Raw genomic sequence first — 23,088 nt, forward strand, 5'->3', positions numbered from 1 at the left:
CGCCCCGCCCCCCGCCTCCGCTTCAGTGCGCCTCGTCCCAGTTGCGGCCGACGCCGACCTCGGCGAGCAGCGGCACGCGCAGCTGCGCGACGCCGGCCATGATGCGCGGCACCTCGGCGCGCACCCACTCCAGCTCCGCCTCGGGCACCTCGAACACCAGCTCGTCGTGCACCTGCAGGATCATCCGCGTCGCGCGGCCCTGCTCGTCGAGCGCGCGCTGCACCGCGATCATCGACAGCTTGATCAGGTCGGCGGCCGTGCCCTGCATCGGCGCGTTGATCGCCGCGCGCTCCGCCCCGGCGCGGCGCGGCCCGTTCGGGCTGTTGATCTCCGGCAGCCACAGCCGCCGCCCGAACACCGTCTCCACGTAGCCGCGCTCCTTGGCCGCCGCGCGCGTCTCGTCCATGTAGCGCTTCACGTCCGGATAGCGCGCGAAGTAGCGGTCGATGTAGTCCTTCGCCGCCCGGGTCTCGATGCCGAGGTTGGCCGCGAGCCCGAAGCTGCTCATGCCGTAGATCAGGCCGAAGTTGATGACCTTGGCGTAGCGGCGCTGCTCGCTCGTCACCTCCTCGGGCCCGACGCCGAAGATCTCGCCGGCGGTGGCGCGGTGCACGTCCAGCCCCTCGGAGAAGGCGCGCAGCAGGTTCGCGTCGCCGGAGATGTGCGCCATGATGCGCAGCTCGATCTGCGAGTAGTCGGCCGAGACGATCGCGTGTCCCGGCGGCGCGACGAAGGCCTCGCGGATGCGCCGCCCTTCCGGCGTGCGGATCGGGATGTTCTGCAGGTTGGGCTCGTTGCTCGAGAGCCGCCCGGTGACCGCCACCGCCTGCGCGTAGTTCGTGTGCACGCGGCCGGTGGCCGCGTCGATCATCTGCGGCAGCTTGTCGGTGTAGGTGCTCTTCAACTTGGAGAGACCCCGGTGCTCGAGCAGCTTGGCCGGCAGCGGGTAGTCGGCGGCGAGCTTCTCGAGCACCTCCTCGTCGGTCGAGGGCGCGCCGCTGGCGGTCTTCTTGACCACCGGCAGCCCGAGCTCGTTGAACAGGATCTCGCCGACCTGCTTGGGGCTGCCGAGGTTGAACGGGCGGCCCGCGATGCGGTGCGCCTCGGCCTCGAGCGCGAGGATGCGCTGCGCGAGCTCGTGGCTCTGGTGCTGCAGCCGCTGCGCGTCGACGAGCACGCCGTTGCGCTCGATGCGCTGCAGCACGCGCGCGGTCGGGATCTCGATGTCCTCGTAGATGCGCCGCAGCCCCGGCTCGGCCTCGATGCGCGGCCACAGCGCCTCGTGCACGTGCAGCGTCATCTCGCTGTCCTCGCACGAGTACTCGGCGGCGCGCTCGACCTCCACCTGCGCGAACGGGATCTGCTTGGCGCCCTTGCCGCACAGGTCCTCGTAGGCGAGCCCCTTGCGGCCGAGGTGGCGCTCGGCGAGGCTTTCGAGGCTGTGCGGCTTGTGCGCCTCGAGCACGTAGCTCTGGAGCATCGTGTCGTGCACGACGCCGCGCACCGCGATGCCGTGGTTCATCAGCACGTGCATGTCGTACTTGGCGTGCTGGGCGAGCTTCGCGGCCGCCTCGTCCTCGAGCCAGGGCTTGAGCCGCGCGAGCACCTCGCCGAGCGGCAGCTGCTGCGGAGCGCCGGCGTAGTCGTGGGCGAGCGGCACGTAGGCCGCCTCGCCGGGCCTGACCGAGAAGGACAGCCCGACGATGCGCGCGCTCATCGCGTCGAGCGAGTCGGTCTCGGTGTCGAAGGCGGCCAGCGGCGCCGCGCGCAGCCGCTCGATCCAGCCGTCGAGCACGCCGAGGTCCAGGATCGTCTCGTAGCGCTTCTCGAGCGGCGCGGCCGGGGCGGCAGGAACCTCCGCGTCGGCCGGCGCGCCGGAGGCGGCGAACAGGTCGCCACCCTTCTCGCCTTCGCCGGCGGCCTTCACGCCGAGTTGCGCCTCCAGCTCCTTCTTCCAGCTGCGGAAACCGTAGCGCGTGTAGAAGTCGAGCAGCGCCTCGCGCTGCACCTCGCCGAAGGCGAGCGCATCCAGGGACGGCCAGCCGGGCAGCTGCGCCGACAGGTCGCAGTCGGTGACGACGGTGACGAGGCGCCGCCCCTGCGGCAGCCAGTCGAGCGCGCGGCGCAGGTTCTCGCCGGCCACCCCCTTGATCGAGCCCGCCGCGGCGATCACGCCGTCGAGCGAGCCGTGCTCGGCGATCCACTTCGCGGCGGTCTTCGGGCCCACCTTGTCGACGCCGGGCACGTTGTCCACCGCGTCGCCGATCAGCGTCAGGTAGTCCACGATGCGCTCCGGAGGCACGCCGAACTTGGCCTTGACCGCCTCGGCGTCGAGCGTCTCGTTGCTCATCGTGTTGATCAGCGTGACGCGGTCGGTGACGAGTTGCGCCATGTCCTTGTCGCCGGTGGAGATCACGACGCGGTGGCCGTTCTCGGCGCCGACGCGCGCGAGCGTGCCGATCACGTCGTCGGCCTCGACGCCGGGCATCTCCAGCACCGGCCAGCCGAGCAGCCGCACCACCTCGTGGATCGGGCCGACCTGCGCGGCGAGCGCCTCGGGCATCGGCGGGCGGTGCGCCTTGTAGTCGGCGTACCACTCGTCGCGGAAGGTCGGGCCCTTGGCGTCGAACACGCAGGCGGCGTGCGCGCAGGGCACCTGCTCGCGCAGGCGCTTGAGCATCGCGACGATGCCGTGCAGTGCGCCGGTGGGCGTGCCGTCGGCGCTGCGCAGGTCGGGCATCGCGTGGAAGGCGCGGTAGAGGTAGCTGGAGCCGTCCACCAGCAGCAGGGTCTTTTCGGTCATGGACGGATTGTCGGGCAAGCCCCGGCGGCGCGGTCGCGCCACCGGGGCGCCCCGGTGGCGGCCGATAGAATCCGCACCATGTCCGCCCTGCTCCCCCGCCTCGCCCTCCTGGTGCCGCTGCTGGCCGCTGCCGCCGTGCTGCCGGCCCGCGCGCAGTCCGAACCCGGGGCGGCGCGGCAGCCTGAAGCGACGCGCGAACCCGCCGTGCAGCAGCTGCGCGTCGAGGACGAGGGCAGTCGCATCGACGAGCTGCGCGTGCGCGGACAGACCCGCCGCATCCAGGTGCAGCCCCGCCAGGCGGTGGCCTACGAGGTGCTGCCGATCGACGCCGCGCGCGACCCGAGCCAGGGCAACGGCCTCGGCGGCGGCTCGCGCGGCGCGGCCGGCCAGCGGGTGTGGCACTTCCTTTCCTTCTGACCTCTTCCCGGGCGCGCGAGCGCCCCCGCGCCCCATGGCCGTCTTCACGCCCGTTTCCTTCGACGATGCCGCCGCGCTGCTCGCGCGGCTCGGCCTCGGCCGGCTCCAGCAACTGGAGGGCTGTGCCTCCGGCATCGAGAACACCAACTACTTCGCCAGCACCGAGCGCGGCGAATGGGTGCTGACGATCTTCGAGCGCCTGAGCTTCGAGCAGCTGCCCTTCTACCTGCACCTGATGAAGCACCTCGCGCAGCGCGGCATCCCGGTGCCCGACCCGCAGGCCGACGCGGACGGCGAGATCCTGCACACGCTGCAAGCCAAGCCGGCCGCGGTGGTCGACCGGCTGCGCGGGCGCAACCAGCTCGCGCCGGGACCGCGCCACTGCGCTGCGGTCGGCGCGATGCTCGCGCGCATGCACCTCGCCGGCCGGGACTACCCGCACGCCCAGCCCAACCTGCGCGGCCTGTCCTGGTGGACCGAGACGGTGCCAGTGGTGCTGCCGCACCTCGCGCCCGCGCAGGCCGAGCTGATCGAGGCCGAGCTCGCCTTCCAGCAGGCGCTGGCCGCGTCGCCGGCCTACGGGAAGCTGCCGCGCGGCCCGATCCATGCCGACCTGTTCCGCGACAACGTGATGTTCGACGGCGAGGAGCTCACCGGCTTCTTCGACTTCTACTTCGCCGGCGTCGACACCTGGCTGTTCGACATCGCGGTGTGCCTCAACGACTGGTGCGTCGATCTCGCCACCGGCCGGCTCGACGAGGAGCGCGCCGCGGCCTTCGTCGCCGCCTACGACGGCGAGCGCGAGCTGACGCACGACGAGCTGCGCCTGCTGCCGGCGCTGATGCGCGCGGGCGCGCTGCGCTTCTGGACCTCGCGGCTGTGGGACTTCCACCTGCCGCGCGACGCGCAGATGCTCAAGCCCCACGACCCGACGCACTTCGAGCGCATCCTGCGCGAGCGCATCGACAACCCCTGGCACTACGCGCGCGGCGCGGACTGAGGCGGCCCCGATGAAACTCCGACTGGTGCCGCCCCGGCAGGGCGTGCAGTGGGTCCGGCAGGGCTTCCGCGTGTACTTCCGCCAGCCGCTGGCGTACACGGCCCTGTTCTTCCTGTTCCTGTTCGGCGCCTTCCTGCTCGCGAGCCTGCCGCTGGTGGGCATGCCGGTGCTGCTGATGCTGCTGCCCGCGGTGACGCAGGGCTTCATGATCGCGACGCAGAAGACGGTGTCGGGCGGCATGCCGCTGCCGGGCGTGTTCGTCGTGCCCTTCAAGCGCGACAAGGGCCGCGCGCGCGCGCAGCTGCAGCTCGGCCTCGCCTACACCGCGATCTCGGTGCTGGTGATGTTCCTCGCCGACGCGCTCGACGGCGGCAGCCTCGAGGCGCTGCAGGAATCGATCGGCAATGGCGAGAGCGGGGGGACGGCGCAGCCCCAGGCGCCGGCCATGGAGTTCGGCCTGCTGCTGCGCTTCGCGCTGGCGCTGCCGGTCTCGCTGCTGTTCTGGCATGCGCCGGCGCTGATCCACTGGGGTGGCGCCTCGCCGCTGCAGTCGATCTTCTACAGCGCCATCGCCTGCTGGCGCAACCTCGGTGCCTTCGCGGTGTACTTCTTCGCCTGGATCGGCGTGATCGGCCTGTTCACGATCCTGCTGACGCTGACGATGTCGCTGCTCGGGCAGCCGCAGCTCGCCGCGGTCGCCGCGATGCCCGCCGCGCTGATGTTCTCGACCGTGTTCTACGCGTCGCTGTACTTCACCTTCGTCGACTGCTTCGAGCAGGACCCCGCCCCGGCTCCCCAGTGAGGACGCGCCCGGCGCCGCCCGAGGGCGCGCCCGGGCTCGCCACCACGCGCGAGGGCGCGCAACCCCCTTCTCGAGTGCGCGACAGCGCGCAAGTACTGTCACAGCCTCGTCACGCCCATTGCAGAACATTGCAGCCACCCAGCCCGGCCCCCGCGCCGGGGATGGCTTCCGCGAACCTACTCACTCGAGCTGCAATGAGCGCACACGATTCCGACGACTTCCCCACCAACGCCTCGGCCAACGCCCACTTCGACGAGATCGTCCAGATCGCTCGCTCGCGTCGCGGTTTCCTGAAGGCCGGCTTGGCTACTGGCGCAGTGTCGTTCCTCAGCGGCGGGCTGGCGGCCTGCGGCGGCGGCAATGACGACGGCAGCAGTCCGCCCCCTTCCAAGGAGCCCCAGAAAACCAGCGAGCCGGTGATGCTCGGCTTCGGCGCCGTGGCCGCCAACTCGCTGGACGCCGTCACCGTGCCGAAGGGCTACAAGCACGCCGTGTTCTGCCGCTGGGGCGACCCGCTGTTCGCGAACAGCCCGGCGTGGAAGTCCGATGCCGGCAACACGGCCGAGTCGCAGCGGCTGCAGTTCGGCGACAACCACGACGGGATGCACTTCTTCCCGCTCGACGCCGGCAACAGCGCCGAGGGCCTGCTGGTGATGAACCACGAGTACCTGAACGACGAGTACTTCTATCCCAAGGCGGTGGTGCCCGGCGGCGCCGGCTGGGACCTGGAGCAGGTGCGCAAGGGCCAGCACGCCCATGGCGTCTCGGTCGCGCACGTGAAGCTGGTCGACGGGACGTGGAAGGTCGTGATCCCGTCGAAGTACAACCGCCGCATCCATGGCAACACGCCGATGCAGATCACCGGCCCGGCCAGCGGCCACGCGCTGATGAGGACCGCTGCCGACCCGAGCGGCGAGGTGGCGCTCGGCACGCTGAACAACTGCGGCAACGGCTACACGCTGTGGGGCACCTACCTCACCTGCGAGGAGAACTTCAACGGCTACTTCGGCACCACCTCCGGCACCGACACCCGCAATGCCAGCATGAGGCGCTACGGCATCAGCGGCGGCGTGTCGGGCTACAAGTGGGAGATGTTCGACGATCGCTTCGACTACGCCAAGCACCCCAACGAGTCGAACCGCTTCGGCTGGATGGTCGAGATCGATCCCTTCGACCCCACGTCCATGCCGCGCAAGCGCACCGCGCTCGGCCGATTCAAGCACGAGAACTGCGCGATGACGCTGGCCGCCGACAAGCGCGTGGTGGTCTACATGGGTGACGACCAGGCCAACGACTACGTCTACAAGTTCGTCTCCGACGGCAAGTACGTGGCGGGCAACCCGGCTGCCAACCGCGACCTGCTGGACTCGGGCACGCTCTACGTGGCCAGGTTCGGCGCCGGTGCGACGGCCGGCGACATGATGGGCGACGGCGTGTGGATCCCGCTGAAGCTCGACACGCCGACCACCACCACCGGCCAGAAGCTCGGCGACCTGTACGCCGACATGGGCGCGCTGCTGGTCAACACCCGGCTGGCCGCCGACGCGGTCGGCGCGACCAAGATGGACCGCCCGGAGTGGGTCACCGTGCATCCGAAGAGCGGCGAGGTCTACATCACGATGACGAACAACAGCAGCCGCACGACCACCGACGAGGCCAATCCCCGCGCTGGCAACGTCTATGGCCAGATCGTGCGCTGGCGCGAGGCCGGCAGCGACGCTGCCGCGTCGAAGTTCGAATGGGACCTGTTCGTCCTTGCCGGCAACCCGAAGGTCCACACCGCCGCGGGCGACCTGAAGGCGGGCTCGGCGAGCGTCACCCAGACCAACATGTTCAACAGCCCGGACGGCTTGGCCTTCGACGTCCACGGCCGCCTGTGGATCCAGACCGACGGCAATTTCTCGAACGTCGGCAACTTCGACGGCATGGGCAACAACCAGATGCTGGTGGCCGACCCGAACACCAAGGAGATCCGCCGCTTCATGGTCGGCCCTTCGGGCTGCGAGGTCACCGGCATCACGTGGACGCCGGACCAGAAGTACGTCTTCGTCAACATCCAGCACCCGGGCGAGTACGGCAACCACCCGGCCAAGCCCGCGGTGGAGCCGCAGGACGACCCGCTGGCCTTCTCGAAGTGGCCTGAAGCGGCGGGCGGCCGTCCCCGCTCGGCCACCGTGGTGATCTGGAAGGAGGACGGCGGCGTGATCGGCACCTGAGCGGAACCGATCCCTCTCGCGAGCCGGGCCGAAAGCCCGGCTTTTTCGCGTCATCGCGCCGGGCATGCCGGCCCTATCATGTGCGGGACTGCAACGCACCGCCCTGGCCATGAACCCGATCCCCTCGACGCGCAGACTCTCCCCCCGGCTGCTGCTGGCGGCAGCCGCCTGCCTCGCCTTGCCCGGCTGCGCCGTGGTCAGCGTGGCCGGCGCCGCCGCGGGCGCCGCGATCTCGGTGACCGGCGCGGTGGTCAGCACCGGCGTGAAGGTGACCGGCAAGGTGGTGGAGAAGACCATCGACGTCGTGACGCCCGGCTCCTCGACGCCCGCAGAGTGAGGCCGCCGGGACGGCGTAGCGCCGCCCTCCCGTGACGGCGCACGGCGAACCGTCGCGCCCGGCCCTTCGGCCCTTCAGTCGATCGGCGTGAGCTTGGCCACCGACAGCGCCAGCCACTTGACGCCGTGGCGGCCGAAGTTGACCTGCGCGCGCGCGTCCTCGCCGCTGCCCTCGATCGTCTTGATCACGCCCTCGCCGAACTTGGTGTGGAACACCGCCTGCCCGACGCGCAGGCCGCCGCCGCTCTGCGTGCGCGGCCCCTCGGCCGGCGCGGGCGCGGGCGCGGCGGGACGCGCCGTGCCGAAGGACGCTCCCGCGCTGCGGTTGCCGCCCCAGCCGCCCCACTGCTGCGCCTCGCGCGGGCCGAAGGCCGGTGCCTTCGGCGTGATCCATTTCAACGCCGCGTCCGGCAGCTCGTCGAAGAAGCGGCTCCTGACGTTGTAGCGCGTCTGGCCGTGCAGCATGCGCGTCTGGCTGTGGCTCAGGTAGAGCCGCTTTCTCGCACGCGTGATCGCGACGTACATCAGCCGCCGCTCCTCCTCCAGCCCGTCGTTGTCCGACAGCGAGTTCTCGTGCGGGAACAGGCCCTCCTCCAGCCCGGTGATGAAGACGCAGTCGAATTCCAGGCCCTTGGCCGCGTGCACCGTCATCAGCTGCACCGCGTCCTGCCCGGCCTGCGCCTGGTTGTCGCCGGCCTCGAGCGAGGCGTGCGCGAGGAAGGCCGCCAGCGGCGAGACGATCTCGCCGGTCTCGGCGTCGGGCAGCAGGTCCACGTCGGCGACCGCCGCGGGCAGCCCGGCCGCGATCGCGCCCGGCGCCTGCTCGTCGATCGGCAGCGCCACCGCGTCGCGGCCGAAGCCCTCCTGCGTCACGAAGGCTTCCGCCGCGTTGACGAGCTCGTCCAGGTTCTCGATGCGGTCCTGGCCCTCCTTCTCGGTGCGGTAGTGCTCGCGCAGCCCTGACGCGTGCGTGACGTGCTCGATGATCTCGCGCAGCGTCGCGCCGGCCGTGGCCGCCCGCATCGCCTCGACCAGACGGCAGAAGGCGGCGAGGCTCGCGCCGCCGCGGCCTGCGACTGCGCCGACGCTCTGCCACAGGCTGCGGCCGCTGGCGCGCGCCGCATCCTGCAGCTGCTCGACGGTGCGCGCACCGATGCCGCGCGCCGGGAAGTTCACCACGCGCAGGAAGGAGGTGTCGTCGTTCGGGTTCTCGAGCAGGCGCAGGTAGGCGAGCGCGTGCTTGACCTCGGCGCGCTCGAAGAAGCGCAGTCCGCCCCAGACGCGGTAGGGGATGCCGGCGTTGAAGAGCGCCGACTCGACCACGCGCGACTGCGCGTTGCTGCGGTAGAGCACCGCAATCTCGCTGCGCGCGACGCCCTCGCGGTGCAACTGCCGCGCCTCGTCGACCAGCCACTGCGCCTCGGCGAAGTCGCTCACCGACTCGTGCACGCGCACCGGCTCGCCCGGGCCGGCCTCGGTGCTCAGGTTCTTGCCCAGGCGCCGGGCGTTGTTCGAGATCAGCGCGTTGGCGGTGTCGAGGATGTTGCCGAAGCTGCGGTAGTTGCGCTCGAGCTTGATCAGGTGACGCACGCGGAACTCGCGCTCGAAGTCGCTCATGTTGCCGACCTGCGCGCCGCGGAAGGCGTAGATGCTCTGGTCGTCGTCGCCGACCGCGAACACCGCGGCCGCCGCGTCGCCCTGCGAGGGGTCGCCGGCGAACATCTTCAGCCACAGGTACTGCAGCCGGTTGGTGTCCTGGAACTCGTCGACGAGGATGTGGCGGAAGCGCCGCCGGTAGTGCTCGCGCAGCTCGGCGTTGTCGCGCATCAGTTCGTAGCTGCGCAGCATCAGCTCCGCGAAGTCGACCACGCCCTCGCGCTCGCACTGGTCCTCGTAGGCCTGGTAGATCTCGATCAGCCGGCGGCGCTGCTCGTCGAAGGCCTCGAGGTCCTTCGGGCGCCGCCCCTCCTCCTTCGCCCCCGCGATGAACCAGGCCACCTGCTTCGGCACGAAGCGCTCCTCGTCCAGCCCCATCGCCTTGACGATGCGCCGCACCGCCGAGACCTGGTCGCCGCTGTCGAGGATCTGGAAGGACTGCGGCAGGCCGGCGAGCTTCCAGTGCGCGCGCAGGAAGCGGTTGCACAGGCCGTGGAAGGTGCCGACCCACATGCCGCGCACGGGCAGCGGCAGCATCGTCGACAGCCGCGTCAGCATCTCCTTGGCGGCCTTGTTCGTGAAGGTCACCGCCATCACGCCGCCCGGGGAGACCTGGCTGGTCTGGATCAGCCAGGCGATGCGGGTGGTCAGCACGCGGGTCTTGCCGGAGCCGGCGCCGGCGAGGATCAGCGCGGGCTCGGGCGGCAGCGTCACCGCGGCGAGCTGTTCGGGATTCAGGTTGCGCAGCAGCGCGGGGGCGGCGGGCGCTGCGAAGGCGTCGAATTCGGATTGCATGCAGCATTCTAGGAAGCCGCCCCGCTCCGCCGCGCCGCGGCACGCGCCGCAGGCAGGGACATCCAGGCCATGTCCGGGCCGTCCTGCACCGTTACATCCTGCGTCCCCCGGGGGCCCCCGGAATCCGTAGAATGCGCCACCGGGCCCAAATTTTGGTGCCCGGTTTTTTGTGCCCGCGCCGTCCCCTGCCGACGGCATCCACAGGGCCGAAGGCGCCCGGGAACGCTCCCGCCTCGCGCCGCCGGGAATCCAAGTCAAGCGCTCGCAGCCATTGGGCCGCGCACTGCCTCAACGCGCCGCCCGCAGCTCGGCACCGGCCCTCCTTTGCACGCCGGTGCCGCCCTCACCCAGGAGCGAGAAAGAACACCATGGAAATCTTCGACTACGACAACGTGCTGCTGCTGCCGCGCAAGTGCCGCGTGGACAGCCGCAGCGAATGCGACCCCTCGATCGAGTTCGGCGGCCGGCGCTTCAAGCTGCCGGCGGTGCCGGCCAACATGAAGACGGTCGTGGACGAGCGCATCACCGAATGGCTTGCCGCCAACGGCTACTTCTACGTAATGCACCGCTTCGACCTCGACAACGTCGCCTACGCGAAGCGCATGCGCGACAAGGGCCTGTTCGTGTCGATCAGCTCCGGCGTCAAGCAGCCCGACTACGACGTGATCGACCGGCTCGCGGCCGAGGGCGTCGGCGCCGACTACATCACGATCGACATCGCCCACGGTCATGCCGACAGCGTGCAGCGCATGATTGCGCACATCAAGCAGCGGCTTCCGAAGGCCTTCGTGATCGCCGGCAACGTCGGCACGCCCGAGGCGGTGATCGACCTCGAGAACTGGGGCGCGGACGCGACCAAGGTCGGCATCGGCCCGGGCAAGGTCTGCATCACGCGGCTCAAGACCGGCTTCGGCACCGGCGGCTGGCAGCTCTCGGCGCTGAAGTGGTGCGCGCGCGTCGCCACGAAGCCGATCATCGCCGACGGCGGCATCCGCCACCACGGCGACATCGCCAAGAGCGTGCGCTTCGGCGCCTCGATGGTGATGATCGGCTCGCTGTTCGCCGGCCACGAGGAGTCGCCGGGCAAGACGGTCGAGGTCGACGGCAAGCTGTTCAAGGAGTACTTCGGCTCGGCCAGCGACTTCAACAAGGGCGAGTACAAGCACGTCGAGGGCAAGCGCATCCTCGAGCCGGTCAAGGGCCGGCTCGCCGACACGCTGCGCGAGATGCAGGAGGACCTGCAGAGCTCCATCAGCTACTCGGGCGGCCGCTCGCTCACCGACCTGAAGCGCGTGAACTACGTGATCCTCGGCGGCGAGAACGCCGGCGAGCACCTGCTGATGTGAGCCCCGGCGCCCGGCGCGAGGCCGGGCGCCTTTTCCTTCAGGACGAGGGCGGCGAGCTCATGTGCATGCGCTCGTGCCATTCGGCGAGCGACTCGTCCGGATACGCGTCGAAGCACTTGTCGCCCGGCCACAGGTCCGGCTCCACCCAGTTCGCGCGCGAGCCGAGCATCATGTGGGTTCGCTGGGGCGGCGGCGGCAGTTCCGTGTCGATCGCCGACGCGTGCGGGTGCACGAGCTCCGGCCAGCCCGGATCGTAGAGCCACAGCGCGCTGCCGCACTCACGGCAGAAGTTGCGCTCGGCGCTGCTGCGCCGGCCGTCTTCCAGGATCGCGCGATAGACCGCCACATGCTCCCCGCCCTGCACCTGCAGCGTGCGACGGTCGGCACCGAGGTTGATCGCGTAGCCGCCGGTGCCCGCGGTCTTGCGGCAGATCGAGCAGTAGCAGCGCATGAAGGGCACCGGCTGCGCCGACTCGACCGAGAAGCGCACCGCCTTGCAGTGGCAGGAGCCTTCGAGCTTCATGTTCACCTCCGCTGGAGCCGGCCCCGCGCGGCGCAGGGCCCTGCGGCTCGGCGGCATCCCGCGTGCCCGGCCTAAAATCGGCCGATTCCCCGGGCGGCGCCCCTGCTCGGCAGCGTGCGCCGCCCGCCCTCCTTCAGCACACCTACTCCCCGGCCTCTTCCATGTCCGAACTCGCCAAGTCGTTTGAACCCGCCGCCATCGAAGCCCACTGGGGCCCGCTGTGGGAGCAGCGCGGCCTCTACGAGCCGACGCTCGACGCGAGCAAGCCCTCGTTCTCGATCCAGCTGCCGCCGCCCAACGTCACCGGCACACTGCACATGGGCCACGCGTTCAACCAGACCATCATGGACTCGCTGACGCGCTACCACCGCATGCGCGGCGACAACACGCTGTGGGTGCCCGGCACCGACCACGCCGGCATCGCGACGCAGATCGTCGTCGAGCGCCAGCTGCAGGCGAAGGGCATCAGCCGCCACGACATGGGCCCGACGCCGGCCGAGGCGCGCAAGAACTTCGTCGCCAAGGTCTGGGAGTGGAAGGAGGAGTCGGGCTCCACGATCACGCGCCAGATGCGCCGCATGGGCGCCTCGGTCAGCTGGGGCCACGAGTACTTCACGATGGACGAGAAGCTGTCGAAGGTCGTCACCGAGACCTTCGTGCGGCTGTTTGAAGAAGGCCTGATCTACCGCGGCAAGCGCCTGGTGAACTGGGACCCGGTGCTGAAGTCCGCCGTCTCCGACCTCGAGGTCGAGAGCGAGGAGGAGGACGGTTTCCTCTGGCACATCCGCTACCCGCTCGCCGACGGCGGCGGCGAAGTGGTGGTCGCCACCACCCGCCCCGAGACCATGCTCGGCGACGTCGCCGTGATGGTGCACCCGGAGGACGAGCGCTACGCGGCGCTGATCGGCAAGACGGTGAAGCTGCCGCTGTGCGATCGCGAGATCCCGGTGATCGCCGACGCCTACGTGGACCGCGAGTTCGGCACCGGCGTCGTGAAGGTCACGCCCGCGCACGACTACAACGACTACGCGGTCGGCCAGCGCCACGGCCTGCCGACGATCGGCATCCTGACGCTCGACGCGACGGTCAACGACAACGCGCCCGAGACCTACCGGGGCCTGGACCGCTTCGTCGCACGCAAGAAGGTCGTCGCCGACCTCGAGGCGCAGGGCTTCCTGGTGGAGGTGAAGAAGCACAAGCTGATGGTGCCGCGCTGCGCGCGCACCGGCCAGGTGGTCGAGCCGATGCTCACCGACCAGTGGTTCGTTGCAATGACCAAGCCCGGTGCGAATGGGAAATCGATCGCCGAGGAGGCCATCCAGGTGGTCGAGTCGGGCGAGGTGAAGTTCGTGCCCGAGCAGTGGGTCAACACCTACAACCAGTGGATGAAGAACATCCAGGACTGGTGCATCAGCCGCCAGCTCTGGTGGGGCCACCAGATCCCGGCCTGGTACGGCACGGGCGGCGAGCTCTTCGTCGCGCGCGACGAGGCCGAGGCGCGCGCGAAGGCCACCGCCGCCGGCTACCACGGCGAGCTCACGCGCGACGAAGACGTGCTCGACACCTGGTACTCGTCGGCGCTGGTGCCCTTCTCGTCGCTGGGCTGGCCCGAGAAGACGCCCGAGCTGGGCCTGTTCCTGCCCTCCTCGGTGCTCGTCACTGGCTTCGACATCATCTTCTTCTGGGTCGCCCGGATGATCATGATGACCAAGCACTTCACCGGCCAGGTGCCCTTCCGCGACGTCTACATCCACGGCCTGGTGCGCGACGCGCAGGGCAAGAAGATGAGCAAGTCCGAGGGCAACGTGCTCGACCCGGTGGACCTGATCGACGGCATCGAGCTCGGCCCGCTGCTCGAGAAGCGCACGACGGGCCTGCGCAAGCCCGAAACCGCCCCGAAGGTGCGCAAGGACACCGAGAAGGAGTTCCCCGAGGGCATCCCCGGTTTCGGGGCCGATGCGCTGCGCTTCACATTCGCCTCGCTCGCGAGCCTGGGGCGCAACATCAACTTCGACAGCAAGCGCTGCGAGGGCTATCGCAACTTCTGCAACAAGTTGTGGAACGCGACGCGCTTCGTGCTGATGAACTGCGAGGGCAAGGACTGCGGCCTCGCCGAGCACGGCGCCGACGCCTGCGTACCCGGCGGCTACCTCGACTTCTCTCCCGCCGACCGCTGGATCACGGGCGAGCTGCAGCGCGTGGAAGCGGCGGTCGAGCAAGGCTTCGCCGACTACCGGCTCGACAACGTCGCCAACGCCCTCTACCAGTTCGTCTGGGACCAGTACTGCGACTGGTACCTCGAGATCGCCAAGGTGCAGATCCAGACCGGCAGCGAGGCGCAGCAGCGCGCCACGCGCCGCACGCTGATCCGCGTGCTGGAGACGGTGCTGCGGCTGCTGCACCCGGTCACGCCCTTCATCACCGAGGAGCTGTGGCAGAAGGTCGCCCCGGTGGCGGGCCGCAAGGAGGCCGGCTCCGACGCATCGATCGTGGTGGCGCCCTACCCCAAGGCGCAGCCCGAGCGCATCGATGCGCAGGCCGACGCCTGGATGGAGCGCGTGAAGGCGCTGGTGGGTGCCTGCCGCAACCTGCGCGGCGAGATGAACCTGTCGCCCGCGGCGCGCGTGCCGCTCTACGCGATCGGCGACGCGGAGCTGATCGCACAGGCCGCGCCGCTGCTGCAGTCCCTGGCCAAGCTCAGCGAGGTGAAGCTGTTCGACGACGAAGCAGCGTTCGCCGAGGCCACCCGCCATGCACCGACCGCGGTGCAGGGCGAGGCGCGCTTGGCGCTGCACGTGGAGATTGACGTCGCGGCCGAGCGCGAGCGCCTGGGCAAGGAGATCCAGCGCCTGAACGGGGAGATCGCGAAGGCCGAAGGTAAGTTGGGTAACGAAAGTTTCGTCGCCCGCGCGCCCGCCGCGGTGGTCGATCAGGAGCGCCAGCGCCTCGCCGGATTCAGCGCCACCGTCGCAAGGCTTACGGAGCAGTTGGCACGCCTCGGCTGAACGCTTTTGCGCAATGCACAATCAAGTCGATTGTCAAGGAGCAAAAACATGCAGCACATCACGAAAGCCGTCTTTCCCGTTGCCGGTCTCGGAACGCGCTTCCTTCCGGCCACGAAGGCGCAGCCGAAGGAAATGCTCCCCGTCGTCGACAAGCCGCTGATCCAGTACGCGATCGAGGAAGCCTACGACGCCGGCATCCGCGAGATGATCTTCATCACCGGCCGCACCAAGCGGCCGATCGAGGACCATTTCGACATGGCCTACGAGCTCGAGACCGAGCTGCAGGCGGCCGGCAAGCTCGAGTTGCTGAAGGTCGTGCAGTCGATCAAGCCCGAGGACATGGAGTGCGTCTTCATCCGCCAGCCCAAGATGCTCGGCCTCGGCCACGCAGTGCTATGCGCGCAGCAGCTCATCAACGGCGATCCGTTCGCGGTGCTGCTGGCCGACGACCTGATGGTGGGCGAGAAGCCCATCATGAAGCAGATGGTCGAGCAGTTCGCCGAGTGGCGCGCGTCGATCATCGCGGTGCAGGAAGTGCCGCCCGAGCACACGAAACGCTACGGCATCGTCGGCGGCACCCATGTCCGTGACCGCCTGGTGGACGTCGCGAAGATCGTCGAGAAACCCGCTCCCGAGGAGGCGCCCTCGAACCTCGGCGTGGCCGGCCGCTACATCCTCACGCCGGGCGTGCTCGACGAGATCCGCATGCAGCCCAAGGGCGTGGGCGGCGAGATCCAGCTCACCGACGGCATCGCCGGCATGCTGCGCCGCGAGAAGGTCTTCGCCTACTGCTACGAGGGCAAGCGCTACGACTGCGGCAGCAAGGAAGGCTTCCTGCAGGCCTCGGTCGAGCTCGCGCTCGCCCACCCGCAGCTCGGCCCGGGCTTCCGCGACTACCTGAAGAACCTGGAGCTCTGAGCTCCCGGCCGGCCCCGGCGCGAGCCGCCGGGGGCCGCGGGGACGGCCGCTCCTGCGTCCCCGCCCCTCAGCGCCGGCGCAGCAGGTGCATGAACTCGCCCTGCAGCGTCTGCTGCTCGACCAGCTCGTTGCCGGTCTGCTTCGCGAAGGCCTGGAAGTCGCGCAGCGAGCCCGGGTCGGTGGCCCACACGCGCAGCAGCTCGCCGCTGTTCATCTCGGCGAGCGCCTTCTTGGCCTTCAGGATGGGCAGCGGGCAGTTCAGCCCGCGGGTGTCGAGTTCCTTGTGTGCATCCATGGTCGGTTTCTCGTGTCTTCTTCGATGTCCGGGGGGAGATGGGGGGCGGCCCTCGCGGTCGCGGCTCAGGGGCGCGGCAGCTCGATCCACTGCGGCTCGTGGCCGCGCTCGCGCAGCCAGCGCGCCAGCACCAGCCCGGTGCCGGCCGGCCAGCACTTGACCTTGTCGAGCGGGAACAGCCGGTATTCCGCCAGTTCCGGCGACAGCACGATCTCGCCATGCGCCCGAGCGTGGTAGGTGATGATCACCTGGTTCATGCGCTGGAAGTCGCTCACGCCGACGAGCGCCAGCTCGCTGACGGCGAGGCCCGTCTCCTCGGCGATCTCGCGCCGGATCCCGTCCTCGGGCGATTCGCCCGCCTCCATGAAGCCGGTGATCAGCGCGAAGAGCTTGCCGGACCAGGCGGCATTGCGTGCCAGCAGCAGCTGACCGCCGCGGTCGGTGAGCTCGACGATCGCCGCGAGCACCGGCGTCGGGTTGTTCCAGTGCGTGAAGTCGCAGGCCGGGCAGCGCAGGCGCTCGCGCTCGCCGTCGTGCACCCGGCCGAGCTCGGTGCGGCAGCAGGGGCAGTAGCGGAATTCGTGGCTCATGCCGGGGCAGCGGCGGCGCGCGACATTGCGGCGCGGGGCGCCATCAGGCGGGGAACACGCCGGTGGACAGGTAGCGGTCGCCGCGGTCGCAGACGACGAACACGATCGTCGCGTTCTCGACCGTCCTAGCGAGCTGCAGCGCTGCCCAGCAGGCGCCTGCCGCGGAGATGCCGGCGAACAGGCCCTCCTCGCGCGCGAGGCGCCGCGCCATGTCCTCGGCATCGGCCTGGCTGACCAGCACCAGCTCGTCCACCGTGCTCGCGTCGTAGATCTTCGGCAGGTACTCCTCGGGCCACTTGCGGATGCCGGGGATGCGCGAGCCCTCGCTCGGCTGCGCGCCGACGATGCGCACCTCCGGGTTCTGCTCCTTCAGGAAGCGCGAGGTGCCGGTGATCGTGCCGGTGGTGCCCATCGCGCTGACGAAGTGCGTCACCCGTCCCTCGGTGTCGGCCCAGATCTCGGGGCCGGTGGTCTCGTAGTGCACGCGCGGGTTGTCCTCGTTGGCGAACTGGTCGAGCACCAGGCCCTTGCCGTCGCGCTGCATCTGCTCGGCGAGGTCGCGGGCGTACTCCATGCCGCCGGCGCGGGGCGTGAGGATCAGCTCGGCGCCGAAGGCCTTCATCGTCTGCGCGCGCTCGACGCTCAGGTCCTCCGGCATGATCAGCAGCATCCGGTAGCCGCGCACCGCGGCGGCCATCGCCAGCGCGATGCCGGTGTTGCCCGAGGTGGCCTCGATCAGCACGTCGCCCGGCTTGATCTGGCCGCGCTCCTCGGCACGGCGGATCATGCTGATGGCCGGGCGGTCCTTGACCGAGCCCGCGGGGTTGTTGCCCTCGAGCTTGCCGAGGATCACGTTGCCGCGCCGCTCGTTGTCGGCGCCCGGCAGGCGCTGCAGCCTCACGAGCGGCGTGCGGCCGATCACGTCTTCGATGGTCTTGTACTGGGGCATGACGACTTCTTCTCCTGCGCGCATTGTGGCAGGGAAGCGGAAGCCGCCTGGCCGTATGACATAATCCGCAGCCTCGTCCCCTCCCGGGGACTCGCCGCCGAGATGGCGAAATAGGTAGACGCAGCAGACTCAAAATCTGCCGGTGGCAACACCGTGCCGGTTCGATTCCGGCTCTCGGCACCAGCTTTCCTCAGCCCCCCGGCCGGATCGTTCCTGCCTGCCTCACCGGCAGATGAAATCCGCGGCGCGGCGATCCCATCTGCACTTCGTCGAACTGCCGGACTCCCCTGCCAGGGCGGCCAGGACAAGCAGCACCAACACGGTTCCACCGATTTTCTTCAGCATCGCGACCTCCCTTCGCTCCTTCAGGCGGGTAAGGTAGCGAGGGCCGGGGCGCATTTCATTACCCGATTCGCGGGAGCCGGGCGACACGGCTGCCCGGGGCCGCGGCCGAGCGGCCGCCCTTTTCCCCGGTCGCCGAGCCCCCTCGCTCAGCCGGTCATCTGGCGCTCGTTGCGGGCCTTGTCGTATTCCCGCCGTCCCTCGTCGGTGAGCTTCACCGCTCCGCCGTCGCGCGCCATCAGGCCCTGCTGCACGTAGCGGTCGAGCACGTCGGCAGGCAGCGTGTCGCCCTGGCCCTGCTCGAGGGCATCGACGATCTGCATGAACTGGATGCGGTCTTCGGCGGAGTCGAACATGACGGTCTCCTCGGGATCGGCAAGGCAGAAGCGATCACGTTAGCCCCAAGCCCGCGGCAGCCGCCACCGGAGGCGGCCAAGGCCCCACGCGGCTGCGGGGGCATGCCGGCCTCGGTTCCCGCCCCGCAGGCCGGACGGCAAAAAGCGGGTAACCTCGCGGATCCTGCCCCCAACGAGCGCGGACCCCTCACGCATGCCACCGATCCCACCCGTCACCAAGGCGCTGCTGCTGATCAACGTCGCCGCCTTCTTCATCGACGCCCTCGCCGGGCGGCTGCTGACGCAGTTCTTCGCGCTGTGGCCGCTCGGGGACCGCTTCATGCCCTGGCAGGTGGTGAGCTACGGCTTCCTGCACGGCAGCATCGGCCACCTGTTCTTCAACATGCTCGGCCTGTGGATGTTCGGCAGCGAGCTCGAGCGCGTCTGGGGCCAGCGGCGCTACCTGCAGTTCTACTTCGCCAGCATCCTCGCCGCCGCCGCGATCCAGCTCGTCTTCAACATGATGCTGGACTCGCGCTGGCCCACCGTAGGCGCCTCGGGCGGCCTGTTCGGCCTGCTGCTGGCCTTCGGCATGCTGTTCCCGAACCGCACCATCATGCCGCTGTTCCCGCCGATCCCGATGAAGGCGCGCACCTTCGTGATGGTCTTCGGCGGCCTGGAGCTGTTCTTCGGCGTCACCGGCACCGCCTCGGGCGTCGCGCACTTCGCGCACCTCGGCGGCATGCTCGGCGGCTGGCTGATGATCCGCTACTGGCGCGGCCAGCCGCCCTTCGGCGGCCGCGGCGGCAACGGCCGGGGAGGCGGCGGGCGCCGCGACCACATCCGCCGCGTGCAGTGAGGCCCGCCTCTCAGGCGAGCAGCCCCTCGCGCACCGTCGGGTAGCGCAGGCGCAGCCGCAACTCGTGCTTGAGCCGCTCGTTGGCGAGGCGCCGCGACTCGCTCATGAAGGACAGCTGCACCGGTGAGAGCCGCTGCGCCGCCTCCGCGCGCGACAGGCGCGGCGGCGCAGGCAGCCCGCACAGCCGCGCGGCGAGCTCGAAGTAGTCGCCCATCTTCAGCTCGGTGTCGTCGCTCGCATGCACCACGCGCTGCGGCCGCCCCCGGTGCAGGGCCGCGACGCAGGCGCGCGCGAGGTCGTCGGCATGGATGTGGTTGGTGTAGACATCGTCCTCGGCACGCAGCGCGGGCGTGCCGCGCGCGAGCCGCTCGCGCGGATGGCCGCCGGGGCGGTCGCCCGCGTAGATGCCCGGGATGCGCAGCACGCAGGCCCGCACGCCGAAGGCGCGGCCGAACCAGCGCACCCGCGCCTCCGCATCGACGCGGCGCCGCGCACGGTCGGTGGCGGGGTTGACGCTGCGCGTCTCGTCGAAGCGTTCGCCGCCGCAGTCGCCGTAGACGCCGGTCGTGCTGCCGTAGACCAGCGCGAGCGGGCGGGAGCGATGGGCGAGTGCCGCGAGCAGCGCCCGGGTGCGCGTGTCGGACTCGCCCTGCCCCGGCGGCGGCGCCAGGTGCAGCACCGCGTCGGCCAGGCCGGCGAGCCGGGCCAGCGTGGCCGGGGCGTCCAGGTCGCCGCGCAGCGGCATCACCCCCGCGGCACGCAACTGCAGCCGCCGCTCGGCACTGGAGCTCAGGGCGACAATGCGGTAGCGATCCCGCAGCAGCCGCGCGACGCGCAGCCCGACATCCCCGCAGCCGACGATCAGCAGGCGCGGGCGGCGGAAGGCGGCAGGGCGGGAAAAGGCGGGCGTGGGCATGGCGGGAGACGGGCGGAGGTTCCGGGTCGGGGGAGGCGGTGCCCGCTGCGGGCACAATGGAGCCCGTCAGTTTAAGAGGTCGATTCCATGTCGTTTTCAGTCAAAGTGCTGCCCAGCGGCCGCGCCTTCGAGACCCAGGAAGATGAGACGCTGCTCGCCGCGGCGATCCGCGAGGGCGTCGGCCTGCCCTACGGCTGCAAGGACGGCGCCTGCGGCTCCTGCAAGTGCCGCCTCGTCGAGGGCAGCGTGGTCCACGGCGCGCACCAGAGCAAGGCGCTGTCGGCCGAGGAGGAGCAGGCCGGCTTCGTGCTGACCTGCTGCGCGACGCCCAAGGCCGACATCGTGCTCGAGTCGCGCCAGGTCACCGCCGCCGGCCAGTTCCCGATCAAGAAGATGCCCTGCCGGGTCGCGAGCATCGCCAAGCCCGCGCCCGACGTCGCGGTGCTGCGCCTGCAGCTGCCGGCCAACGACCAGCTGCAGTACCACGCCGGGCAGTACATCGAGTTCATCCTGCGCGACGGCGCACGCCGCAGCTACTCGATGGCCAACGCGCCCGAGCTGCAGGGCGAGCAGCCGGGGATCGAGCTGCACATCCGCCACATGCCCGGCGGCAAGTTCACCGACCATGTCTTCGGCGCGATGAAGGAGAAGGACATCCTGCGCTTCGAGGGCCCCTTCGGCAGCTTCTTCCTGCGCGAGGACTCGAGCAAGCCGGTGGTGCTGCTCGCGTCGGGCACCGGCTTCGCGCCGCTCAAGGCGCTGATCGAGCACATGCGCGTGCGCAACATCACGCGGCCCGCGGTGCTGTACTGGGGCTGCCGCAGCCGCCAGGACCTCTACATGCACGAGTGGGCCGAGCAGGCCGCGGCCGAGATGCCGAACCTGCGCTACGTGCCGGTGCTGTCGGAGCCGAAGCCCGAGGACGGCTGGACCGGGCGCACCGGCTTCGTGCACGAGGCGGTGATGGCGGACCTGCCGGACCTCGGCGGCCACCAGGTCTACGCCTGCGGCGCGCCGGTGATGGTCGAGTCGGCGCAGCGCGACTTCGTCGCGCGCTGCGGCCTGCCGGCCGAGGAGTTCTTCGCCGACAGCTTCACGTCCGAGGCGGACAAGCACTGAGCCGGCGGCGGCACGCCGTCTCGCTCGCCCGGCGCCCCGCCCCCCAGCCTCCGGCCGGTGCGGGGCGGGACCCGGGAACCTCCTCTTTCTCCCTGAAGGAACCCCGATGAATCGTCGCTCCTGGCTGCTCGCGCAGGGCAGCCTTGCCGCCGCGGCGCTGGCCGCCCCCGGCTGGCTGTCCGCCCAGCCCCGCACCGTCAAGCTCGTGGTGCCCTACCCGCCCGGCGGCCCGCTCGACGCGATCGCGCGGCTGCTCGCCGAGAAGGCGCGCGACGGCCTCGGCAACGTGATCGTCGAGAACCGGCCCGGCGCCGGCGGCAACCTCGGCGCGGACGCGGTGGCGCGCTCGGCGCCGGACGGCCAGACGATCGTGATGGGCGCGGTCGCCACGCACGCGATCAACCCCTGGCTCTACGCGCGGCTGCCCTACGACCCGGTGCGCGACTTCGCGCCGATCACGCTGGTGGCGCGCGTGCCGAACGTGCTGGTGATGAACGCCGACACCGCGCAGCGCCTGGGCATCCGCACCGTCGCCGACCTGGTCGCCCATGCGCGCAAGAATCCCGGTCGGCTCAACTACGGCTCGGGCGGCAACGGCAGCGCCGGCCACCTCGCCGGCGAGATGTTCGAGGCGCAGGCCGGCGTCGCGATGGTGCACATCCCCTACGCGGGCGCGGCGCCGGCGCAGCTCGGGCTGCTCGCCGGCCAGGTGGACCTGAACTTCGACAACCTCGCCGCCGCGTCGGCCAACATCCGCGCCGGCAAGCTGCGCGCGCTGGCCGTGACCACCGCGCAGCGCTCGAGCGCGATGCCGGAGCTGCCGACGATCGCCGAGTCGGGCCTGCCCGGCTTCGCGGTCGACACCTGGTTCGGGCTGTTCGCGCCGGCGCGCACGCCCGCCGAGACGGTGCAGCGGCTCAACGAGGTGTTCGTCGCGGCGATGAACGCGCCCGACGTGCGTGCGCGCTTCGCGCAGCTGATGGCCGAGCCCGCGCCGACGACGCCGGCGCAGTTCGGCGAGTTCGTGAAGTCCGAGCTCGCGAAGTACGAGCGGGTCGTGAAGGCGAGCGGCGCGCGCATCGATTGAGCGCGCGCCGTGCCGCGGGCGCCGGGCGGCGCCCGCGTCCGCGGCTCACTCGCCGAGGTAGGCGGCGCGCACGCGCGGGTCGTCGAGCAGCGCGCGGCCCTCGCCCTCCATCGTGATCTCGCCCGAGTCCATCACGTAGCCGCGCGACGCGAGCGCGAGCGCGCGGCTCGCGTTCTGCTCGACGAGCAGGATCGTCACGCCCTGCTTCGAGATGTCGCTCACCACCTCGAAGATCTTGTCGACCATGATCGGCGACAGGCCCATCGAGGGCTCGTCGAGCAGCAGCACCTTCGGGCGGGCCATCAGCGCGCGGCCCATCGCGAGCATCTGCTGCTCGCCGCCGGACATCGTGCCGGCGAGCTGGTCGCGGCGCTCCTTCAGGCGCGGGAAGTAGTCGAACACGCGCTGCATGTCGGCCTCGATCCCGTCGTCGTCGCGGGTGTAGGCGCCCATCTGCAGGTTCTCGGTGATCGTCATGCGCGTGAAGGTGCCACGGCCCTCCGGCACCATGATCAGGCCGCGCTTGACCAGGTCCCAGGCGCCGAGGCCCTGGATGTTCTGGCCGAGGTACTCGATGTGGCCGCCCGCCGGCGCGAGCAGCCCGGTGACGGCCTTGAGGGTGGTGGTCTTGCCGGCGCCGTTGGCGCCAATCAGGCTGACGAGCTCGCCCTCCTTCACTTCCATCGACGCGCCCTTGACGGCCTGGATGCCGCCGTAGGCCACCTTCAGTCCGCTGATCTTCAGCAGGGTCTGGGACATCTTCTGCTCTTTCCTTGCGA

21 protein-coding genes and 1 tRNA gene are annotated in these 23,088 nt (G+C 70.5%); 12 read left to right on the forward strand and 10 right to left on the reverse strand.

Annotated elements, in window-relative coordinates; all coding sequences use genetic code 11:
- Positions 1-22: 22 nt before the first annotated feature.
- Positions 23-2,803: a DNA polymerase I gene (gene polA, locus D3A59_RS10680; RefSeq protein ID WP_119154906.1), complete on the reverse strand. Its 2,781-nt coding sequence runs from the start codon at positions 2,801-2,803 to the stop codon at positions 23-25.
- Positions 2,804-2,881: 78 nt separating this feature from the next.
- Between polA and D3A59_RS10685 the strand changes: the two genes are divergently transcribed.
- From D3A59_RS10685 to D3A59_RS10705, 5 genes are all read left to right on the forward strand, one after another.
- Positions 2,882-3,220 (forward strand): hypothetical protein, encoded by a 339-nt coding sequence (locus tag D3A59_RS10685; RefSeq protein WP_240636025.1) that lies wholly within the window; start codon positions 2,882-2,884, stop codon positions 3,218-3,220.
- Between the two features lie 34 nt (positions 3,221-3,254).
- Positions 3,255-4,220 (forward strand): homoserine kinase, encoded by a 966-nt coding sequence (locus tag D3A59_RS10690; RefSeq protein WP_119154907.1) that lies wholly within the window; start codon positions 3,255-3,257, stop codon positions 4,218-4,220.
- Between the two features lie 10 nt (positions 4,221-4,230).
- A complete protein-coding gene (locus D3A59_RS10695) occupies positions 4,231-5,022 on the forward strand; it encodes a BPSS1780 family membrane protein (RefSeq protein ID WP_157991481.1) in 792 nt (263 codons plus the stop codon).
- Positions 5,023-5,216: 194 nt separating this feature from the next.
- Positions 5,217-7,238, forward strand: a complete 2,022-nt coding sequence (locus D3A59_RS10700) for a PhoX family protein (RefSeq protein ID WP_119154909.1) — start codon at positions 5,217-5,219, stop codon at positions 7,236-7,238.
- Between the two features lie 109 nt (positions 7,239-7,347).
- A complete protein-coding gene (locus D3A59_RS10705; RefSeq protein ID WP_119154910.1) occupies positions 7,348-7,575 on the forward strand; it encodes a hypothetical protein in 228 nt (75 codons plus the stop codon).
- A 74-nt stretch (positions 7,576-7,649) separates the two neighbouring features.
- On the opposite strand, the gene D3A59_RS10710 is transcribed toward D3A59_RS10705, so the two are convergent.
- Positions 7,650-10,025: a UvrD-helicase domain-containing protein gene (locus tag D3A59_RS10710; RefSeq protein WP_119154911.1), complete on the reverse strand. Its 2,376-nt coding sequence runs from the start codon at positions 10,023-10,025 to the stop codon at positions 7,650-7,652.
- 368 nt (positions 10,026-10,393) lie between these two features.
- Between D3A59_RS10710 and D3A59_RS10715 the strand changes: the two genes are divergently transcribed.
- Positions 10,394-11,371 (forward strand): GMP reductase, encoded by a 978-nt coding sequence (locus tag D3A59_RS10715; protein ID WP_119154912.1) that lies wholly within the window; start codon positions 10,394-10,396, stop codon positions 11,369-11,371.
- Between the two features lie 37 nt (positions 11,372-11,408).
- Here the strand turns inward: D3A59_RS10715 and D3A59_RS10720 are convergent, their stop codons facing one another.
- The gene (locus tag D3A59_RS10720; RefSeq protein ID WP_119154913.1) at positions 11,409-11,894 is read right to left on the reverse strand and encodes a GFA family protein; all 486 of its coding nucleotides are present in this window, start codon (positions 11,892-11,894) and stop codon (positions 11,409-11,411) included.
- 161 nt (positions 11,895-12,055) lie between these two features.
- Here D3A59_RS10720 and D3A59_RS10725 point away from each other — a divergent pair, with 161 nt between their 5' ends.
- Both D3A59_RS10725 and galU read left to right on the forward strand, forming a co-directional pair.
- The gene (locus D3A59_RS10725; RefSeq protein ID WP_119154914.1) at positions 12,056-14,899 is read left to right on the forward strand and encodes a valine--tRNA ligase; all 2,844 of its coding nucleotides are present in this window, start codon (positions 12,056-12,058) and stop codon (positions 14,897-14,899) included.
- Positions 14,900-14,947: 48 nt separating this feature from the next.
- Positions 14,948-15,817: a UTP--glucose-1-phosphate uridylyltransferase GalU gene (gene galU / locus D3A59_RS10730; protein ID WP_119154915.1), complete on the forward strand. Its 870-nt coding sequence runs from the start codon at positions 14,948-14,950 to the stop codon at positions 15,815-15,817.
- A gap of 67 nt (positions 15,818-15,884) precedes the next feature.
- On the opposite strand, the gene D3A59_RS10735 is transcribed toward galU, so the two are convergent.
- From D3A59_RS10735 to cysM, 3 genes are all read right to left on the reverse strand, one after another.
- A complete protein-coding gene (locus tag D3A59_RS10735) occupies positions 15,885-16,112 on the reverse strand; it encodes a sulfurtransferase TusA family protein (RefSeq protein ID WP_119154916.1) in 228 nt (75 codons plus the stop codon).
- 65 nt (positions 16,113-16,177) lie between these two features.
- Entirely contained in the window at positions 16,178-16,702 is a 525-nt protein-coding gene (locus tag D3A59_RS10740; protein ID WP_119154917.1) for an NUDIX domain-containing protein, read from the reverse strand.
- Positions 16,703-16,745: 43 nt separating this feature from the next.
- Positions 16,746-17,651, reverse strand: coding sequence for a cysteine synthase CysM (gene cysM / locus D3A59_RS10745; RefSeq protein ID WP_119154918.1), 906 nt, complete (start codon positions 17,649-17,651; stop codon positions 16,746-16,748).
- A 96-nt stretch (positions 17,652-17,747) separates the two neighbouring features.
- On the opposite strand from cysM, the gene D3A59_RS10750 reads away from it, so the two are divergent.
- A tRNA-Leu gene (locus D3A59_RS10750) sits at positions 17,748-17,834 on the forward strand.
- Between the two features lie 39 nt (positions 17,835-17,873).
- Here the strand turns inward: D3A59_RS10750 and D3A59_RS26675 are convergent.
- Both D3A59_RS26675 and D3A59_RS10755 read right to left on the reverse strand, forming a co-directional pair.
- Entirely contained in the window at positions 17,874-17,996 is a 123-nt protein-coding gene (locus tag D3A59_RS26675) for a hypothetical protein (RefSeq protein ID WP_272868067.1), read from the reverse strand.
- A 146-nt stretch (positions 17,997-18,142) separates the two neighbouring features.
- On the reverse strand, positions 18,143-18,349 hold the full coding sequence (locus D3A59_RS10755) for a hypothetical protein (protein ID WP_119154919.1): 207 nt from the start codon (positions 18,347-18,349) through the stop codon (positions 18,143-18,145).
- A gap of 193 nt (positions 18,350-18,542) precedes the next feature.
- Here D3A59_RS10755 and D3A59_RS10760 point away from each other — a divergent pair, with 193 nt between their 5' ends.
- The gene (locus D3A59_RS10760; protein WP_119154920.1) at positions 18,543-19,187 is read left to right on the forward strand and encodes a rhomboid family intramembrane serine protease; all 645 of its coding nucleotides are present in this window, start codon (positions 18,543-18,545) and stop codon (positions 19,185-19,187) included.
- Between the two features lie 10 nt (positions 19,188-19,197).
- Here the strand turns inward: D3A59_RS10760 and D3A59_RS10765 are convergent, their stop codons facing one another.
- Positions 19,198-20,103 (reverse strand): SDR family oxidoreductase, encoded by a 906-nt coding sequence (locus D3A59_RS10765; protein ID WP_119154921.1) that lies wholly within the window; start codon positions 20,101-20,103, stop codon positions 19,198-19,200.
- Between the two features lie 87 nt (positions 20,104-20,190).
- Here D3A59_RS10765 and D3A59_RS10770 point away from each other — a divergent pair, with 87 nt between their 5' ends.
- Positions 20,191-21,222 carry a CDP-6-deoxy-delta-3,4-glucoseen reductase gene (locus D3A59_RS10770; RefSeq protein ID WP_119154922.1) on the forward strand — a complete coding sequence of 344 codons (1,032 nt, stop codon included), beginning with the start codon at positions 20,191-20,193 and terminating at the stop codon, positions 21,220-21,222.
- Between the two features lie 106 nt (positions 21,223-21,328).
- Positions 21,329-22,309, forward strand: coding sequence for a Bug family tripartite tricarboxylate transporter substrate binding protein (locus tag D3A59_RS10775; protein ID WP_119154923.1), 981 nt, complete (start codon positions 21,329-21,331; stop codon positions 22,307-22,309).
- 45 nt (positions 22,310-22,354) lie between these two features.
- Here D3A59_RS10775 and D3A59_RS10780 read toward each other — a convergent pair whose 3' ends face one another.
- The gene (locus D3A59_RS10780) at positions 22,355-23,068 is read right to left on the reverse strand and encodes an ABC transporter ATP-binding protein (protein ID WP_119154924.1); all 714 of its coding nucleotides are present in this window, start codon (positions 23,066-23,068) and stop codon (positions 22,355-22,357) included.
- Positions 23,069-23,088: the final 20 nt, after the last annotated feature.

The organism is Caldimonas tepidiphila, assembly GCF_003569765.1.
GTDB lineage: Bacteria > Pseudomonadota > Gammaproteobacteria > Burkholderiales > Burkholderiaceae_C > Caldimonas > Caldimonas tepidiphila.

Excerpts from the sequence above, each read along its gene's own strand:
- D3A59_RS10725 (WP_119154914.1), top strand. The coding sequence starts at position 12,056 with ATGTCCGAACTCGCCAAGTCGTTTGAACCCGCCGCCATCGAAGCCCAC.
- D3A59_RS10755 (WP_119154919.1), bottom strand. The coding sequence starts at position 18,349 with ATGTTCGACTCCGCCGAAGACCGCATCCAGTTCATGCAGATCGTCGAT.
- D3A59_RS26675 (WP_272868067.1), bottom strand. The coding sequence starts at position 17,996 with ATGCTGAAGAAAATCGGTGGAACCGTGTTGGTGCTGCTTGTCCTGGCC.
- D3A59_RS10690 (WP_119154907.1), top strand. The coding sequence starts at position 3,255 with ATGGCCGTCTTCACGCCCGTTTCCTTCGACGATGCCGCCGCGCTGCTC.
- polA (WP_119154906.1), bottom strand. The coding sequence starts at position 2,803 with ATGACCGAAAAGACCCTGCTGCTGGTGGACGGCTCCAGCTACCTCTAC.
- D3A59_RS10770 (WP_119154922.1), top strand. The coding sequence starts at position 20,191 with ATGTCGTTTTCAGTCAAAGTGCTGCCCAGCGGCCGCGCCTTCGAGACC.
- D3A59_RS10705 (WP_119154910.1), top strand. The coding sequence starts at position 7,348 with ATGAACCCGATCCCCTCGACGCGCAGACTCTCCCCCCGGCTGCTGCTG.
- galU (WP_119154915.1), top strand. The coding sequence starts at position 14,948 with ATGCAGCACATCACGAAAGCCGTCTTTCCCGTTGCCGGTCTCGGAACG.
- D3A59_RS10685 (WP_240636025.1), top strand. The coding sequence starts at position 2,882 with ATGTCCGCCCTGCTCCCCCGCCTCGCCCTCCTGGTGCCGCTGCTGGCC.
- cysM (WP_119154918.1), bottom strand. The coding sequence starts at position 17,651 with ATGCCCCAGTACAAGACCATCGAAGACGTGATCGGCCGCACGCCGCTC.
- D3A59_RS10780 (WP_119154924.1), bottom strand. The coding sequence starts at position 23,068 with ATGTCCCAGACCCTGCTGAAGATCAGCGGACTGAAGGTGGCCTACGGC.
- D3A59_RS10735 (WP_119154916.1), bottom strand. The coding sequence starts at position 16,112 with ATGGATGCACACAAGGAACTCGACACCCGCGGGCTGAACTGCCCGCTG.
- D3A59_RS10710 (WP_119154911.1), bottom strand. The coding sequence starts at position 10,025 with ATGCAATCCGAATTCGACGCCTTCGCAGCGCCCGCCGCCCCCGCGCTG.
- D3A59_RS10695 (WP_157991481.1), top strand. The coding sequence starts at position 4,231 with ATGAAACTCCGACTGGTGCCGCCCCGGCAGGGCGTGCAGTGGGTCCGG.
- D3A59_RS10740 (WP_119154917.1), bottom strand. The coding sequence starts at position 16,702 with ATGAGCCACGAATTCCGCTACTGCCCCTGCTGCCGCACCGAGCTCGGC.
- D3A59_RS10720 (WP_119154913.1), bottom strand. The coding sequence starts at position 11,894 with ATGAAGCTCGAAGGCTCCTGCCACTGCAAGGCGGTGCGCTTCTCGGTC.
- D3A59_RS10775 (WP_119154923.1), top strand. The coding sequence starts at position 21,329 with ATGAATCGTCGCTCCTGGCTGCTCGCGCAGGGCAGCCTTGCCGCCGCG.
- D3A59_RS10715 (WP_119154912.1), top strand. The coding sequence starts at position 10,394 with ATGGAAATCTTCGACTACGACAACGTGCTGCTGCTGCCGCGCAAGTGC.
- D3A59_RS10765 (WP_119154921.1), bottom strand. The coding sequence starts at position 20,103 with ATGCCCACGCCCGCCTTTTCCCGCCCTGCCGCCTTCCGCCGCCCGCGC.
- D3A59_RS10760 (WP_119154920.1), top strand. The coding sequence starts at position 18,543 with ATGCCACCGATCCCACCCGTCACCAAGGCGCTGCTGCTGATCAACGTC.
- D3A59_RS10700 (WP_119154909.1), top strand. The coding sequence starts at position 5,217 with ATGAGCGCACACGATTCCGACGACTTCCCCACCAACGCCTCGGCCAAC.